This is a genomic window from Micromonospora sp. NPDC004704 (assembly GCF_053601675.1).
Window position 1 is genome coordinate 371,114 of sequence record NZ_JBSGCD010000003.1, and the last position, 14,315, is coordinate 385,428.

Consider the following 14,315-nt stretch of genomic DNA (forward strand, 5'->3'; position numbering starts at 1 on the left):
CGATGTAAGAACTCGACGTGTTATGCCGGTTCGGCCGGGGGAACGGGTCAGGGGGTCAGGTTGACGGTGTAGTTCTCCGCGCGGATGTCCACCCCGCGCAGGCCCAGGTGGCGGTCGCCGATGCGCTGGTTCCAGATGCACGAGTCGAAGGCGAAACCGGGCGCGAACATGGTCGGGTCCGAACCGGCCCAAAAGGCGCCGTCGGCGGCCTCGGCGAAGAAGTACGCCACCCTGACGTCGGTGATCAACACCAGGGCGGTCTGCCCGGAGTCGAGGATCCACCAGCCACGGGTCCCCCAGATTCCCCAGGCCGAGCAGGTCACCGGGCTGTAGTAGGCGATGACCATCTGGATCCGGGGACCGTAGCTGTTGCGGAAGGACAGTCGCCGGGTGACGTTGACGCTCTGCTCCGGGCGGGCCTTCGGGTCGAACGGCGTACGGGCCGGGGTGATGCCGGGGGACTCGCTCACGTACAGGCCGGAGGCTTGGTCGGACCGGAGGGCGACGGTGGGCGAGGGCGCGTCGCCGTAGGCCCCGGTGGGGTCGGTGCGGAGGATGCCGCCGGTCGAGGGTGCTCCGGCCTCGGCGGCACCCGTGCCGAAGAGGCCGCCGGCACCCAGGCCGAGCAGGGCGCCCGTGCGGAGAACTGTTCGTCGGTTGATCGGCGCGTCGTCGGATCGGCTCATTCGCCCATCGTCAGGGCGTGAGCGGCTGTCCGAGCAGATCCCGGAGGGCGCCTCGTGTTGATCGCCGGCCGCCTTTGCGCACCGTCAACGGTGTGGTCGTGCACCTCGGGCAGCCGACGATCAACGACGCGGACCTACTGTATCCGTTGCCGCCGGGCCGGTTCGAAGCCAGCGGCTGGACCGACGGGCACGCGGGTCGGCGATCAGCGCCCCTGCGCCTGTGTCTCGGCGTCGGCGCGGGCTCCGGCGGCGCGGAGGGTGCTGATGGTGGCACCGAGGTGTTCGAGGTCGCGCTTCGGGAGCGCCGAGCCGAGCCGTACGTCGAGTTCGTTCTCGACCGTGGCGGTGGCCTTGGCGAGCAGGGATTCTCCGGCGGGGGTCAGCTCGATGATCGAGGAGCGCCGGTCCTCGGGGTGCGGCCGGCGTACGCACAGCCCGTTCGCCTCGATCCGGTCGACGCTCTTACTGGCCGCCCCGACGGTGATCGACACCTCCCGGGCCAGGTCGTACACCCGGCATCCCTCGGTACGCGAGATCACCTGCATCAGGTCGTACCTGCCCAGTGGGAGATCGAACTCGGCGCGCAGCCGCTGGTCGACCGCGTTCCACATCTCGGTCTCCAGGCGTACCAGTTCGGTGAAGAGCTGCTTGAGGTTCATCACACCGCACTTAGATTCCGTGGAATTAACTTCCGTGGCAACGTGTTGGGCCGGAGGCACCACCACGTCGAGTCTAGGTAGTGAGCCCCTCGGGGGTTCGGATGGAGATGGATCATGAGCAGGGAACAGCGGGTTGCGCTCGACCAGATGATCCGGCAGGCGCCGCCGAGCCACACCCTGGCCGAGCAGCGGGCCGGGTACGACCGGATGATGCGGGCCCTGCCGCTGGCCGAGGGAGCCCGGACGAAGCTGTCGACGCTCGGGGGCGTACCCGTGGTCGACATCGAGCGGGCTGAGGCCGACAACGTCATCCTCTACCTGCACGGCGGCGCGTACACGCTGGGCAGCGCCGAGGCGTTCGCGGGGCTCTCGTCCGATCTCGGCCGCCGGGCCGGAGCGCGGGTCGTGAACGTCGACTACCGGTTGGCGCCGGAGCATCCGTACCCGGCGGCGCTCGACGACGCGGTGGCCGCGTACCGGGGGCTGCTCGACAGCGGCGTACCGGCGAACCGGATCGCGATTGCCGGTGACTCCGCCGGCGGCGGCCTGGCCCTGGCAACCCTGGTGAAGCTGAGAAGCGAGGGGGTTCCGCTGCCGGTCGCGGCCTTCGTGATCTCCCCGTGGGTCGACCTGACGCTGAGCGGGGCGAGCATCAGCGCCAAGCGTGCGGTCGAGCCGATCCTCGGCGAGGAGGGCCTGCGGGAGCGGGCCGCCGGGTACGCCGGCACCCACAGCGTCACGGACCCGCTGATCAGCCCCGTCTTCGCGGACCTGGCCGGGCTCCCGCCGCTGCTGATCCAGGTCGGATCGCACGAGATCCTGCTCGACGACGCGACCCGGCTCGCCACGGCGGCGGCGAGCGCCGACATGGCGGTGACGCTCGAGGTGACGCCGGAGGTCCCGCACGTGTTCCACTCGTTCGCGGCCGTACTCGAAGAGGGCGACGCCGCCCTGACCAGGGCGGGTGCATTTTTGCGTACCCGGTTCTCCGCGTAGCGGTCCGGTGGTGGCGGCGGCGCGGGGACGACGTTGGCCCCGCGCCGCCGGGTCCCGCCTCAGCTCTGAGGCTCGATCCAGATGTTGCGGTAACGGACGTTGGCGCCAGCGTCGCCGTGGTCCTGGAGCTTGATCGGGCCGATCGCCGGGCTCTCGGCGGCACCGCCACCGGTCGACCCGTCGATCTCGACGTTGTTGTGCACGACGACGCCGTTCCAGACCACGGTCACCCGGGCGTTCTCGCTCTTGGTGGTCCCGTTCCACCGGGCCGCCCGGAACGTGATCTCGTACGTCTGCCAGGTCTCCGGCGCGGTCGCCCGGTTACTGTCCGGGGCCCGCTTCTGGTAGAAACCGCCGCACTCGTTGTCGGCCGGGGTGGTGTCGCCGAACGAGTCCAGGACCTGCAACTCGTACCGGTCCTGGAGGTAGATGCCGCTGTTGCCGCGCGCCTGGCCGGTCACCTCCGGCGGCAGGTTCGGGATCCAGAACTCGGCGTGCAGCTTGAAGTCGCCGAAGCTCTGCTTGGTACGCAGATCCCCGCCGAGCACCTCGGCCGACCCGTTCGACACCGGCCAGGTCGGCGCGGCCCCGTTGGTGTGCTCCCAGTTCGCCGACAGGTTCGTGCCGTCGAACAGGTTGATCCGGGTCGGCGGCGCAGCCGTCCCGTACGCCTCGAACTCGTAGATCCGGGCCGCGTTGTCGGTGGTGCTGGTCGGCGCGGTGATGTTCAGCCGGACGTAGCGGGCCTGGACCGCGGTGATGTTGTGGGTGGTGGTCGAGGCGGTGTTGCCGGTGACCGTGGCCGCCGTCGACCAGGTGGTGCCGTTGGTGCTGGTCGCGATCGTGAAGTCACGGGTGTTCCAGGCGGTGTTCTCCCCGCCCGCACCCGCGTGCGCGACCACGAACCGGCTCACCGACTGGGCCTGGCCCAGGTCGACCTGGAGCCACTTCGAGGACCCGAGCGAGCACCACTTGTCGGTCCCGCCGCCGGTGACGCTGCCGTTGACCGCCTTCGCCGGAGCCTCGTTGGCGTTGCACGAGGAGTCGGCGCTGGCCGGCTTCCCCAGGGCCAGGTTCGTGGTCGGCGGCGGAGCCGAAGCACCGTACGCCTCGAACTCGTAGATCCGGGCGGCGTTGCCGCCGGCCTGCTCACCGGCGGTGATGTTCACCCGGACGTATCTCGCCTGGACCGGGGTGATGGTGTGGGTGGTGGTCGATGCGGTGTTGCCGGTCACCGTGGCGGCCGTCGTCCAGGTGGTGCCGTTGGTGCTGGTCGCGAGGGTGAAGTCGCGGGTGTTCCAGGACGCCTGCTCCCCGCCCGCCCCGGCGTGCTGGAGCACCAGGCGGCTCACCGTCTGCGCCTGGCCCAGGTCGACCTGGAGCCACTTCGAGGTGCCGGTCGAGCACCACTTGTCCAGGACACCGCCGGTGACGCTGCCGTTGACCGCCTTCGCCGGACCCTCGTCGGCCTTGCACGAGGAGTCGGCGGTGGCGACCTTGCCCAGCGCCAGGTTCGGCTGGGCGGCGGTGCCGGGAATGCTGTTCAGGGTGTACCAGGCCTCGGTGCTCCACAGCGACTGACCGGTGTTCGAGGTGAACGGGCGGGGCGAACGGACGTACACCACCCGGTCGGGCTGGAGACCGTTGATCACCAGGTTGACCTTCTTCCCGTCCGCCGACAGGGTCGCCGAGGAGACGGTCAGGGTCTGCAGGTTCAACTTCGGGCCGCCGTACGCGGCGGTCGGCTGGTACCGCCACTGCTGCACCTTGTACGAGGTGGCCAGCGCCGCCGCGGTCGCCGCCGACAGGGGCTGGGTGTACTCCAGCTCGAAACCGGTCGGCGTCGCCCGCATCGCCAGGATGTCGAACGTGTTCGCACCGTTCGGGGTCAGCTTCTGCAGGCCGTAGCTGAGCTTGCCCTCCTGGCCCCAGTTACCGCCCGCACCCAGGCCACCGGCGTAGATCGCGCCGTCCGGACCCTGGGTCAGCTCGGTCACCCCGGCCTCCAGGCCCTGGGTCAACCGGAACAGGGCGCCCTGGTACTCGCCGTTGACCTTCTCCAGGTACGCCCGCTGGATCCCGCCGTACGTCACGTCGCTGATCAGCATCTGACCGGCGAAGGTGCCGGTGTTCAGGTAGACCGGGGTGCTCGGCGAGTTCGCGATCTCGTTCTGCGGCATCCACAGCACCGGCTGGGTCACCGGGCGGGAGTCGAACGGGCCCGCCGGGTTCATGTAGTGGTTGAAGAACCGGTCCTGCTTGACGTGCAGCAGCTTCGACGACGGCAGCCAACCGCCCTGGTTGTCGGTGACGAAGATGCCGCCCTCCGGACCCCACCCGATCCCGTGCGGCGTACGCAGACCGCCCGCGACGTAACTGACCGCGCCGGTGGTCCGGTTCACCTTGATGGTGGTGCCCCCGGTTCGGGGCCGGCTGCGGGTCGGTGGTGTTCCCGCCCAGGTTGATCGAGACGGAGAGGTTGAGGTAGAAGAACCCGTCCTGGTAGAGCAGGCCGAACCCGAACTCGTGGAAGTTCCCGCCGAACGGCCAGGTCGCGACCGTACGGTAGTTGTCGGTCACCCCGTCGCCGTTGGTGTCGTTCAGTTCGGTCAGCCGGTGCTTCTCCGACACGTAGATCTTGCCGTCCACGATCTTGATCCCCTGCGGTTCCCGGAGCCCGCTCGCCACCCGCTGCGTGGTCACCTGGCCGGGGCCGGTGTTCCCGGTGGTGTTGCCCAGGACCCAGACCTCGCCGAGCAGGTTGTCGGTGCCGCCCCAGGTGGTGATCGCGAGCCGGCCGTCGGGGAAGAAGTCCATCCCGGTGACCTGCGGCTGGAAGCCGGTCGGGCGCAGGTTCGTCAGGTTGTAGCTCGGGTGGACCGAGGTCAGCGGCAGCCCGTCACCGGGGGTGTCGGTGCTCGCCTCGCACTGCTTCTGACCGGGGGCGGTCACCCGTACGACACCGGAATCGGTGCTGAGCACCGAGTTGGGGACCAGGACGTACGACGAGGCGCCCGGCGGCTGCCAGTGCAGGGTGATCTGCTGGTCCGCGCCGCGCTCGAAGTGGTCGATGCGCAGCGAGTGGTAACCCGCGGTCAGGGCGATCGAGCCGTCGACCGGCGGGTTGGCGCCGTGCAGGCCGTCGTGATCGATGACCACGGTGCTGTCGATGGTCAGCCGGGACCCGTCGTCACTGAAGAGCCGGAAGTTGTACGTACCCGCCTGGGGAACGTTGATGTTGCCGATCACCTGGGTGACGAAGTTGTCCGCGATCCCGCCGAAGTCCGCGGTGGTGGTCCAGTTGATCGTCGGCATCAGCTTGTCGATGTTCGGCGTCTGCCCCGGCTTGAGTACGCAGATCTCCTCCAGCGGCACCTGCACGTCGAAGACCCGCAGGGTGACGCCGGGCTCCTGCGGCGGAGGGGCCAGCGCCGACAGTGGGCCTGTGGCGTGGACCGGCGCCGTGGCGCGGATCGGGCCCGCCGAGGCGGGCGAGGGCAGGGTGGCGGGTATTACCAGGGCGAGGGAGGCAACTGCGAGGGCATGGCGAAGCCATCGTCTGTCCATGGTGTCTCCTGGGCGCGGTGGGACGGGACGGTCCACATGCGACGCCCCGTCGACAACTGGCCCGGAGACACCGACTCGGAGGCCAGCCACGCCGACGATGTAACTTCGCCGATACGTCGCGCTGAGGTTGGCGTCACACTAATCGACAAACGTCGAATTTTCTATGCCTTTCGCGGCGACCGCCACAACTTCCGATCGACGGATACAAAAGTTCCGGCGGGTGGCGGCCGTACCCCGCCGGGCGGGGCACGGTGGTGTTCAATGTAGACGCGCGCGAACCGTGGGAGGTATCACCGATGTCCGAGGTCGCCGTCGCGATCGAACCGCAGACACCCGTCGCGGCCGAACGGCTCGACGCACTCGCCGGAGGGCTCGCCGACGACCTCCGTACCATCCGTGGGCTGCGGATCGGGCACGCGGGATCCACCGCGATCGGCCCCGGCAAGTCGCCCCAGGCGTGGGAACTCGGCATGCTCGTGGTCAGCGGTGTCTTCTCCGCCGCCACCATGGGGGCGATCGCCCAGATCGTGGTCGCGTACGTCAACCGGGCCAACGCGCGGTCGATCAGGCTGCGCAGCGGCGAGAACGAGGTCGAGATCACCGGCTCGACCCGGCTCGACGACCCGGCCCTGGTCGCCCAACTGGAGAAGATCTTCGGCACCGGTTCGGCTCCGCTGAGCACCGCACCCGCTCCGCCGGGCGGCGGGGACGGACCACGGGCGGTCGAGGGCGAACAACGCGCCGACACCGATCGCTGAGTCACGATGGGACGCCGCCTCGCCCTGCTGATCGCCAACGACCGGTACATCGACGAGTCGCTGTCGGACCTGTACGCGCCGCGCGACGAGGCCCGCGACCTGTCCAGCCTGCTGTCGGACGCCGACGTCGGCGCGTTCGACCACACCGTACTGCTGGAGAACGAGTCCAAGAGCGCGGTCGAGCGGGCGATCGAGTCGATGCTGCGTACGGCCGGGCCCGAGGACCTGTTCCTGCTCTACTTCTCCGGTCATGGGATCCGCAGCAACAAACGCGGCCGGCTCTACCTGGCGGTGGCAAACACCGAACTCGACGCCCTGTCGTCCACCGCCATCTCCGCCTCCTTCGTCCGCGAACTCCTCGACGAGTCCGACGCCGCCAGCTCGGTCATCCTGCTCGACTGCTGCTACAGCGGCGCCTTCGACGGCCAGGGCCTCAAGTCCACCGACGACCTGCCGATCGACGGTGAGCTCAGCGCCGGATACGGGCGTTACGTCATCACCGCCACCAACTCCGTCGAGCGGGCCGACGACGGCCGCCCCGCCACCGAGATCACCCCACGGCTGCGGTCCGCGTTCACCGAGACGATCATCCAGGGGCTGGGCACCGGCGCCGCCGACATCACCGGGATCGGGCGGATCACCCCCGAAGACCTCTGGCGGTACGTGCGGATGGAGCTGCCCCGGCGGGCGCCCAACCAGTCACCGTGCCAGTTCGGCCGGGCCAGCGACGAGATCCACATCGCCCTGTCCCGGGACGGGCACCACCGCCAGCGCCGCCACCGCGACCAGCGAGAGGTTCGCCTCGGTGACCTGCTCGGCCCGCTCGAACCCAGCGACGACGTACGCCTCTGCGCCACCGAATGGCGCCGGCGCGGGCTGCTCAAGGTGCCGATCGGGCAGGCGCAGCGGATCGACCAACCGGCCGGTGAACCGGTCTGGCTCGACCTCGCCGCCACCGAGGGGCACCTGCTGCTCGTCGGGCGCGCCGGCACCGGCAAGACCACCCTGCTGCGCACCATCATCGGTGGGCTCGCCCTCACCCACACCGATCGCGAGGTCGCGTTCTACTGCCTCGAATCCGGCGGCAACTGGCTCGGCCCGATGCGCCGGCTGCCACACGTACGGGCGGTGGTCGGTGACGACGAGGTGGGGGAGGTCGGCAAGCTGCTCGACCACCTCGAACAGGACGTGCTGCGGCGCAAGCAACTGTTCCGCGAACACGAACTGGAATCACCGACCAGCCTGCGCGCCAAGCGGGCCATGCTGGACTCCGGACCGTACCCGGACGTTTTTCTCGTGGTCGACCGCTGGCAGGACTTCGCCACGCTGATCCACGACTTCGCCCCGAGGGTCATCGACCTCGCCAACAAGGGCCTCGGGTACGGCATGCACGTCGCCGTACTCGACCGGAGCTGGCGGACGATCCCCGAGGAACTGCTCGAACTGCCCCAGTCGCGGATCGAGACCCGGCTGACCCAACCGCACGAGTCGCGGGTCAACCCGGACCACGCCGGCCGCCTGCCGAACCTCCCCGGCTGGGCCATCCACGGCCGGCAGACCTTCCGCATCGCCCTGCCCGACCTGACCCCGAGCGAGGTCGACGTCGACACCGAACCGGTGGACGGCGCACCCGACGGCGCAGCGCTGCTGATCTCGACGATCGCCGAGGCGTGGCAGCCACCAAGGCCGTCCGGCGACGGAACGCCGGGAGGGACCATCGACGGCCTACCCCCGTGGGGAGAGACCGGCGGCGTACCACGCGGGGTGGTGGTGCCGCAGACCGATCCGGGCGACCCGACGAGTGCGGTGGAAACGGTGGAGACGCCGGGAACGGTCCCGCCACCCAGCGAGGTCCTGACCGTGCTCGGCGTGCCGAACTACGCCGCGCTGCTGGAGTTCACCGGCGCCGGCACCCCGAGCGGCGCCGACTACCTGCGGGTGCCGATCGGGCTCGACGAACACGGGGGGCCCGTACAGCTCGACATCAAGGAGGCCGCGCAGGGCGGTGACGGGCCGCACGGCCTGCTCGTCGGCGCGACCGGCTCCGGCAAGAGCGAACTGCTCCGTACGCTGGTCACGGCGCTGGCGATGCGGCACACGCCGGACCAGCTGAACTTCCTCCTGATCGACTACAAGGGCGGGAACACCTTCCGACCACTGGGCCAGCTCCCGCACACCGCCGCGGTCATCGCCAACCTCGCCGACGACCTGTCGCTGGTCGAACGGGCGGCCGAGGCGTTGCAGAGCGAGCTTCGGCGCCGGCAGGAGGTGCTGCGCGAAGCCGGCAACGTGGGCGGCCGGTGGGAGTACGAACGGGCCCGGCAGACCAATCCGACCCTGCCCCCGATGCCCACCCTGCTGGTGATCTGCGAGGAGTTCGCCGAACTGCTCGCCGCCAGGCCGGACTTCGTCGACGTGTTCATCCTGATCGGACGGATCGGACGCAGCCTCGGCGTACATCTGCTCCTGGCCAGTCAGCGGATCGAGGAGGGCCGGCTGCGGGGCCTGGAAAGCCACCTGTCGTACCGGATCGGGTTGCGCACCTTCTCCGCCTCGGAGTCCCGGGCGGTCCTCGGGGTGGCCGACGCGTACGAACTGCCCACCGCCCCCGGTCACGGCTACCTGAGGGTCGGCCAGGACCTGACCCGGTTCCACGCCGGGTACGTCTCCGGCCCGTACCTCGCCCACGTACCGCCGCCGCTGGCCGGTGACCGCGAACTGGGCGACAGCACCGTCCTCGACGTGGTGATCTCGCGGCTGCGCGGCTCCGGAACACCCGCCCGCCCGATCTGGCTGCCGCCGCTCGACGAACCGCCCGGCCTCGACAGGCTGATGAACCTGGTCGAAGACCCGGAACTCGGCCTGCGCGCGGCCGAACGTCACCTGCTGACCGTGCCGGTGGGCATCGTCGACCTGCCCCTGGAGCAGCGCCAGGACCGGCTCCTGCTCGACTTCGCCGCCCCGACCAGCAACCTCGCCGTCGTCGGTGCGCCCCGCAGTGGCAAGAGCACCCTGGTCGCCTCGGTCATCGCCGCGCTCGCGCTCACCCACACCCCACGCGAGGTGCAGTTCTACTGCCTCGACTTCGGTGGCGGGTCGCTGGCGAACCTGGCGAGCCTGCCGCACCTGTCCGGGCTCGCCACCCGCCGCGAACCCGATGCCGTACGCCGTACCGTCGCCGAGGTCGAGAACATCGTCGACGAGCGCGAGGCGCTGTTCGGCCGGCTGGGCATCGACTCGATCGGTGCGTACCGGGACCGGCGGGCGTCCGGTGAGTTTCCCGAGGACCCGTTCGGGGACCTGTTCCTGGTGGCGGACGGTTGGAGCGCCCTGCGCCAGGACTACGAGGAGCTGGAGGAGGCGATCTTCACCCTCGCCGCCCGGGGACCGGGAGTCGGGGTGCACGTCATCCTCACCGCCGTCCGGTGGACGGAGATCCGACCGGCCCTGCGCGACCTGCTCGGCATCCGGCTGGAGCTGCGGCTCTCCGACCCGACCGAGTCGGAGGTCGACCGCCGGGTGGCGCGCAACGTGCCGGGTCACCGGCCCGGCCGGGGTTTGACCGCCGACAAGCGGCACTTCGTCGCCGCCGCACCCCGGATCGGCGAGGGCGGACCGACGCACCGGGAACAGACGGAGGCGACCACCGCCCTGGCCCGTCGGATCCGCGAGTGCTGGCCCGGGCAACCCGCGCCGAGCGTACGGCTGCTTCCCCGTACGCTCACCGCGGACGACCTGGCCAGGGTGGTCGACCCGGACCGGCCGGGGCTGCCGATCGGGGTGAACGAGGCCGCCCTCGCCCCGGTGTACCTCGAACCCTCGGTCGACCCGCACCTGCTGGTCTTCGGCGACGCCGAGTGCGGCAAGTCCAACCTGCTGCGGCACATCGCCCGGACCATCGTGGCCCGGCACACCCCGGCCGAGGCGCGGATCGTCATCGCCGACTACCGGCGCAGCCTGCTCCGGGCGATCGAGGGTGAACACCTCATCGGCTACGCCGCGTCCCACCAGGCATTCAGCGAGATACTGGGCCAGGTCCGCTCGGTGATGCAGGAGCGGCTCCCGGGAGCCGACATCACCCCGGCCCAGCTCCGGGACCGGACCTGGTGGCGGGGACCGGAGCTGTACCTGCTGGTGGACGACTACGACCTGGTCGCGACCGGTGGCGGCAACCCGCTGGCGGCCCTGCTCGACCTGCTGCCGCAGGCCCGCGACCTCGGCCTGCACCTGATCCTGGCCCGACGGGTCGCCGGGGTGGCCCGGGCCCAGTACGAGCCGGTCCTGCAACGCCTGCGCGAGCTGGACACTCCGGGGCTGCTGATGTCCGGCAACCGCGAGGAGGGGGCGGTGCTCGGCTCGATCCGCCCCACCCCGCTGCCACCGGGCCGGGGCACGCTGGTCCGCCGCCGAGACGGCGTACAGGTCGTGCAGACCGCACTCGCCGAACCCTGAGCCCCGCGTACCCGGCCGCTCCGCGCCCGCCCGTCCGGCGCCGGTCAGTCCACGTCGGTGCAGACGTCGTGGGTGGTGCCGTGCGCCATCGTGATGGTCTTGTCGAACGTCGGGGTGAACTCGACCATGAACACTCCGTCGACGATCCACAGGCCACGCGGCAGGGAGCCGGCGTTCTCCCGGAAGCCGAGCAGGACCGGCCCGGTGACGTACCAGGTCATCGAGCCGTCGGTGGCGTACTCGACCAGCGAGGTGCCGCTCGCGTCCGCCGTGCTGGTGGCACCGGTCTCGAGGTTCGTGATTTCGTTGATCAGCGCACCCGTGTACAGCTCCCGCTTGGGCGAGCCGTCCGGATACACCGCCAGGACCAGCTTGCGGACCTCGTCCACCACCGGCTGCACCCGTACGGCGAAATCACAGCGCGCCCCGGCGGGCATTTCGAACGCCTCCTGCGGTGCCGGCACCCACCCGCCGGGCCACCCGCCTCCGGTGCCGGCCGGTGCGGCGGACGCCGTGGCGGGCACGGTCGCCACCAGTAGCGCCGCCGCGATCGCTCCGATGCTCAGTCTCCAACGCATGATCACTCCAGGTCTCTGTCCGGAAGCATGACCGGATCAGCATTTCCCGCCCCGCTCACCACGTCCTGACCGTCCGGTGACGCCGGAACACCCCTACGGGCCGGCCGGGGCACCGGGACTCACCATCGGCTGACCGGGGTGGCAACCGTCCCCGGCGGCCAGGCTGTCAGTGTGGGTATGGAATTCCGACTGCTCGGCCCGTTCGAAGCCCGCCACGACGGTCACCCCGTCGACATCGGCAGCCGTCGCCAGGAGCGGTGCATCCTCGCCGTCCTGCTGCTCGATGTGGGCCGCGTGGTCAGCACCGACCGGCTGATCGACCTGCTGTGGAACGGGCGCCCGCCGGTGTCGTTCCGCAGCGCCGTGCACACGTACGTCGGTCGGCTCCGGGTGGCACTGACCCCGTACCGGGTACGGATCATCACGCGCGGGGACGGCTACCTGGTGGAGGCGGAGGGGCACCGGGTCGACGTGGCGGAGTTCACCCGGCTCACCTCCCTGGCAGGTGCGACCACCGACCCCGGTGAACGCGTACGGCTGCTCGACCGGGCGCTGTCGCTCTGGCGTGGACCGCTGCTCGCCGACACCGCCGACGACGAACTCCGGGAACGGCTGCACGGCCCGATCGAAGAACTCCGGCTGACCGGCATCGAGTCACGGGCACAGGCCCAGCTCGCCCTGGGACAGCACACCCTCGTGGTGGGCGACCTGACCCCGCTGGTCGACCGGTTCCCGACCCGGGAACAGCTCGTCGCGACCCTGATGACCGCCCTGTACCGGGCCTCCCGCCAGGCCGACGCGCTGCTGCTCTACCGGACGACCAGGAAACGCCTGGTGGACGACCTCGGGGTCGAACCGGGGCCGAAGCTGCGGGAGGTGCACCAACGGATCCTGCTCGACGACCGGCGACTCGACCGGCCCGGTCGGCCCGCGTACGAGGTGCTGGTGCGCGACGAGACCCTGCCGTGGAACGTGGGCGGGCATCCGGCGTTGGAGTTCTGCAACACGTTCGCCGGCTGGGGGCAGGAGCCGCCGCTGCCCGGTTCGGAATGGCTGCGCGCGTACCGGACCCTGGCGGTCTGGGGCGGGTACGTCGGACTTTTCGACGACGTCGAGGTGAGCCGACTGGTCGAACTCGCCCGACGGGACCCCGGTACGGCCGCCACCGTGCTCGACGAGGTTCGCGCACTGCGTACCCGGTTGTATGCCTGTCTGACCGACCCCGACGACCGGCGGGCGTTCGACGCGGTGGCCCGGTCCGCGGAGGCCGCCGCGAAATCGCTGGTCTTCGGGCGCGACGTGGACGGCGTCGGGCGGTGGTGCCCGGCCGCCGCGTCGGGCCTGCGGTCACCGTTGTACGCGGTCGCGTGGAGCGCCGCCGAACTGCTGGCCGATCCGCGCCGGCTCACCATCCGGGTGTGCCCCGACCCGCGCTGCGGCTGGCTGTTCCTCGACGAGACCGGGCTGCGCCGGTGGTGCAGCCTCGCGGCCTGCGGTCCGTCGGTGCCGACCGTCCCCTGCCGTCCCGCCCGGCACGGCAACGGCGACCGGTCGGGTTTCGGGACCTCCGCGAAGTGGGCACCTGGTTGGTGACAACGACCACGACGGCCGGGAGGTCCTGGTGACCACGTACGGGTTCCACGCATCGCACGAGCAGCTTCCGCCGAGCGAGTTGCTGCGTCAGGTCCAGGCAGCGCAGCAGGCGGGGTTCAGCCGGGCGATGTGCTCGGACCACTTCGCCCCGTTCGGCCCCGAGCAGGGCGAGTCCGGGTTCGCGTGGTCCTGGCTGGGCGCCGCACTGGCCAGCACCGACCTGCCGTTCGGTGTGGTCAACGCACCGGGCCAGCGGTACCACCCGGCGATCATCGCCCAGGCCGCCGCCACCCTGGCCGAGATGTTCCCGGACCGGTTCTGGATGGCGGTCGGCAGCGGGGAACTGGTCAACGAGCACATCACCGGCGAGCGGTGGCCGGCCAAGGACGAGCGCAACGCCCGCCTGCTCGAATCGGTGCAGATCATGCGGGCCCTGTTCGCGGGCGAGACGGTCAGCCACCGGGGCCTGGTCACCGTCGACCGGGCGAGACTCTGGACGCTGCCGGCGTCACCCCCGGCGATCTTCGGTGCGGCGGTCACCCCGGAGACCGCCCGGTGGGTCGGCTCCTGGGCCGACGGACTGATCACCGTGAACCGGCCGGTGGAACAGCTCCGACCGGTGATCGAGGCGTACCGCGAGGGCGGTGGCGCGGGCAAGCCGGTCAAGTTGCAGGTGCACCTGAGCTGGGACCGGGACGAGGAGAAGGCACTGCGGATCGCGCACGAGCAGTGGCGTACCGGGATCCTCGGCAGTGACGTGGCCTGGGATCTGGCCATGCCGGCCGAGTTCGCCCGCGCCACCGCGTACGTCCGCCCCGACGACATGCGCGAACACGTCCTGATCTCGAACGACCCCGCCCGCCACACCCAGTGGCTCCACGAGTACGCCGACCTCGGCTTCGACGAGATCTACCTGCACCACGTAGGCCTCGACCAACGCGACTTCCTGGACACCTTCGCCACCCAAATCCTCCCCGCCCTCACCTGACCACCCCCTCCACTCCCAAGATCCGCCCTCTTGTAGAG

At 70.6% G+C, this 14,315-nt stretch carries 9 protein-coding genes and 1 pseudogene; 5 read left to right on the plus strand and 5 right to left on the minus strand.

Going from position 1 to position 14,315, the window contains the following annotated elements:
- Positions 1-47 precede the first annotated feature (47 nt).
- Complete coding sequence (locus ACWEFB_RS06035; RefSeq protein WP_452282667.1) at positions 48-686, minus strand: hypothetical protein; 639 nt, start codon at positions 684-686, stop codon at positions 48-50.
- A gap of 203 nt (positions 687-889) precedes the next feature.
- Positions 890-1,345, minus strand: coding sequence for a MarR family winged helix-turn-helix transcriptional regulator (locus ACWEFB_RS06040; RefSeq protein WP_452282669.1), 456 nt, complete (start codon positions 1,343-1,345; stop codon positions 890-892).
- A 114-nt stretch (positions 1,346-1,459) separates the two neighbouring features.
- On the opposite strand from ACWEFB_RS06040, the gene ACWEFB_RS06045 reads away from it, so the two are divergent.
- Positions 1,460-2,341 carry an alpha/beta hydrolase gene (locus ACWEFB_RS06045; protein ID WP_452282671.1) on the plus strand — a complete coding sequence of 294 codons (882 nt, stop codon included), beginning with the start codon at positions 1,460-1,462 and terminating at the stop codon, positions 2,339-2,341.
- A gap of 59 nt (positions 2,342-2,400) precedes the next feature.
- On the opposite strand, the gene ACWEFB_RS06050 is transcribed toward ACWEFB_RS06045, so the two are convergent.
- Positions 2,401-4,743, minus strand: coding sequence for a family 16 glycoside hydrolase (locus ACWEFB_RS06050; protein WP_452282673.1), 2,343 nt, complete (start codon positions 4,741-4,743; stop codon positions 2,401-2,403).
- Between the two features lie 655 nt (positions 4,744-5,398).
- A pseudogene (locus tag ACWEFB_RS06055) lies at positions 5,399-5,908 on the minus strand (PA14 domain-containing protein); the annotation flags it as partial.
- A 296-nt stretch (positions 5,909-6,204) separates the two neighbouring features.
- On the opposite strand from ACWEFB_RS06055, the gene ACWEFB_RS06060 reads away from it, so the two are divergent.
- Entirely contained in the window at positions 6,205-6,666 is a 462-nt protein-coding gene (locus ACWEFB_RS06060) for a hypothetical protein (RefSeq protein WP_452282675.1), read from the plus strand.
- Between the two features lie 6 nt (positions 6,667-6,672).
- Positions 6,673-11,118 carry a type VII secretion protein EccCb gene (gene eccCb / locus ACWEFB_RS06065; protein WP_452282677.1) on the plus strand — a complete coding sequence of 1,482 codons (4,446 nt, stop codon included), beginning with the start codon at positions 6,673-6,675 and terminating at the stop codon, positions 11,116-11,118.
- 44 nt (positions 11,119-11,162) lie between these two features.
- On the opposite strand, the gene ACWEFB_RS06070 is transcribed toward eccCb, so the two are convergent.
- Positions 11,163-11,696: a hypothetical protein gene (locus tag ACWEFB_RS06070; protein ID WP_326556544.1), complete on the minus strand. Its 534-nt coding sequence runs from the start codon at positions 11,694-11,696 to the stop codon at positions 11,163-11,165.
- A 177-nt stretch (positions 11,697-11,873) separates the two neighbouring features.
- Here ACWEFB_RS06070 and ACWEFB_RS06075 point away from each other — a divergent pair, with 177 nt between their 5' ends.
- Both ACWEFB_RS06075 and ACWEFB_RS06080 read left to right on the plus strand, forming a co-directional pair.
- Positions 11,874-13,289, plus strand: coding sequence for a BTAD domain-containing putative transcriptional regulator (locus ACWEFB_RS06075; protein ID WP_452282793.1), 1,416 nt, complete (start codon positions 11,874-11,876; stop codon positions 13,287-13,289).
- 28 nt (positions 13,290-13,317) lie between these two features.
- Positions 13,318-14,277, plus strand: a complete 960-nt coding sequence (locus ACWEFB_RS06080; RefSeq protein WP_452282679.1) for a TIGR03885 family FMN-dependent LLM class oxidoreductase — start codon at positions 13,318-13,320, stop codon at positions 14,275-14,277.
- Positions 14,278-14,315: the final 38 nt, after the last annotated feature.

Coding starts and splice junctions, on each gene's coding strand:
- ACWEFB_RS06035 (WP_452282667.1), bottom strand. CDS start 686: ATGAGCCGATCCGACGACGCGCCGATCAACCGACGAACAGTTCTCCGC.
- ACWEFB_RS06040 (WP_452282669.1), bottom strand. CDS start 1,345: ATGAACCTCAAGCAGCTCTTCACCGAACTGGTACGCCTGGAGACCGAG.
- ACWEFB_RS06045 (WP_452282671.1), top strand. CDS start 1,460: ATGAGCAGGGAACAGCGGGTTGCGCTCGACCAGATGATCCGGCAGGCG.
- ACWEFB_RS06060 (WP_452282675.1), top strand. CDS start 6,205: ATGTCCGAGGTCGCCGTCGCGATCGAACCGCAGACACCCGTCGCGGCC.
- eccCb (WP_452282677.1), top strand. CDS start 6,673: ATGGGACGCCGCCTCGCCCTGCTGATCGCCAACGACCGGTACATCGAC.
- ACWEFB_RS06070 (WP_326556544.1), bottom strand. CDS start 11,696: ATGCGTTGGAGACTGAGCATCGGAGCGATCGCGGCGGCGCTACTGGTG.
- ACWEFB_RS06075 (WP_452282793.1), top strand. CDS start 11,874: ATGGAATTCCGACTGCTCGGCCCGTTCGAAGCCCGCCACGACGGTCAC.